At 66.4% G+C, this 2,235-nt stretch carries 2 protein-coding genes; one reads left to right on the top strand and one right to left on the bottom strand.

Annotated elements, in window-relative coordinates; genetic code table 11:
- Positions 1-293: 293 nt before the first annotated feature.
- Positions 294-1,523, bottom strand: a complete 1,230-nt coding sequence (locus ACWGH0_RS34595; protein WP_453408240.1) for an IS701 family transposase — start codon at positions 1,521-1,523, stop codon at positions 294-296.
- 187 nt (positions 1,524-1,710) lie between these two features.
- On the opposite strand from ACWGH0_RS34595, the gene ACWGH0_RS34590 reads away from it, so the two are divergent.
- A partial coding sequence (locus ACWGH0_RS34590; protein WP_453408239.1) for a transposase domain-containing protein occupies positions 1,711-2,235 on the top strand: 525 nt, incomplete at its 3' end.

Genomic DNA, 2,235 nt, shown 5'->3' with positions numbered 1-2,235 from the left:
CGGCGCACTCCAACACGATCCGCGAACGCAACACCAACGACTGAGCACTCGAACGACGACGCACCCACGACAGCAACATGTCCCGCTCGGCATCACTCAGAACAACCGGCGGAATCTTCGGTCCAGGACGACTCACACCAGACCAACGACAAACCTCTGACTCAGGACACTAGTAGTGCTTCGTTAGGTTCTGCGTCTGGTCCTGTTGCGGGGCAGGCGCCGTCCGCAGGTAATGCAGGTGCCGGTCCAGCACCTCAGCACGTCCTGGAGTGTGTCCAGGACCTGGTAGAGGGTCAGGCCGGCATGTGCGCTTTTGGGTCGAGTCGTCGCAGGGTGAGGAAGGCCTGGGCGGCGGTGACGAGGGTGACATGGTGATGCCAGCCGCGCCAGGTCCGGCCCTCGAAGTGGTCCAGCCCCAGGCCGTGCTTGAGCTCCCGGTAGTCGTGTTCGATGCGCCAGCGCATCTTCGCCCAACGCACCAGGTCGGTAATCGGGGTGGTGGCGGGCAGGTCAGTCATCCAGTAGCCGGTCGGTTCGCCCACGTCCTCGGGCTGTTCGACCAGCAGGGTCCGCAGCGGAAGAACACCGTCCCAGCGGTTGCGTCCCCCGGCGTGGTCCTGGGCGGTGCGGCAGGCTTCCTTGCCCGAGGGTCGCACCTGGACCACGGCGAAACGCGAGGTCATGAGCCCCTTGCTGCCCTGCCGCCAGACCACTTCCTCAAAATCGGTGTCCGCGGTGATGAATGTGGTCAGTGCCTGGGCCGGCTCGCGATAACGAGGCAACGTGGGCGGCCCCAGCCCGCCATAGGCGGGCCGATACGGCTCGGCCGCAGCCGGCCGGGCGACCTCCTTCGGATCCACCGCCATCACATAGGACCAGCCACGTTTCTCAAGCGCGAGCCGGAAGGAGACGCTGCGGCCATAGCCGGCATCCGCCACAAGCACCGGCACCTCAAAGCCCTGTTCGGCCAGGCGGTCCAGCAGCGCCAAGGCCAGACGAGGCTTGGAGACATACCCGACCTCGTCGGGGATACCCGCCCGCTGCCGCCGCCGATCATCAGCGGCCCATTCCTCGGGCAGAAACAACTCCCACTCCAGCGGACAGGACGCGCTGTCGGTGGCCGCATGCACGCTGACCGCGACCTGGCAGTTCGCCCGCTTGCCCAGTGCCCCGCAGTACTGCCTGGCCACTCCCGCCGAAGCGGTACCGCACTTGGGAAACGACACATCGTCGATGACCCACACCTCAGGCCGGATCGCCTCAAACAACCGCTCGGCGATTCGCCGCCGCACCGGCAGCGGATCCCACGGCGACTGGTTCACGAACTGCTGCAACGCCTGCATATTGCCGTCCGGCAGCCGCTCAGCCATCGGCTGGATCGACTTCCGCCGCCCGTCCAGCATCAGGCCCCGCAGATAACACCCGCCCCACCGGCGCTGATCCCGCCGTGGCAGCGACCCGAAAACGTCGGCAACGAACTCCGCTAAGTCACCCCGGAGCCGTTCCACCTCCCCCAGCCTCATAGCCAGAAGATGCCCACCACCAGGCAAGATCACCCGACGTAACGAAGCACTACTAGGCGGCGGGCTCTACAGTGCACTGCTCGATCCAGCGGGCCATGGCTTTGTGCACGAGAACGGGTTCTAGCGCCAATACCGGTGACTTTGAGTTGTGTTGGTCGTTGGTTGTGGTGTGCCAAGGCCTGGACAGGTGAAGTCGTCGGGTGAGCGGTTGTCGGACCGGATCGCTCTGGGTGTGTTGACGCGGGTGTTTCCGCCCGGGTTGGTGGATGAGGTGATCGCGCAGTGCGGACGTCGGGAGCAACGTTCCCGGCTGCTGCCGGCCCGGGTGGTGGTGTACTTCGTGCTCGCGATGTGCCTGTTCTCGGGGCAGGGCTATGAGGAAGTGGCCCGGTTGCTGACGCAGGGTCTGGAACGGGTGCGGCAGTGGGAGAAGCCGTGGCGGGTGCCGACGACGGCGGCGATCGGCAGGGCCCGCAGGCGGTTGGGGCCGGAGCCGCTGAAGGTGCTGTTCGACCGGGTGTGCCGGCCGGTCGCGACGCCGGAAACAGCTGGTGCTTGGTATCGCAGGTGGCGGTTGGTAGCGGTGGACGGCACCGTCTTCGACGTCCCGGACACCGAGGCGAACAGTATGTTCTTCGGCCGTCCCGGCTCGGGGCGGGGACAGCAGCGCAGTGCGTATCCGCAGGTGAGGGTGGCAGCGTTGGTGGAGTGC

This window comes from Streptomyces sp. NPDC054887, assembly GCF_053610585.1.
This window is presented reverse-complemented; position numbering and strand designations above follow the sequence as displayed.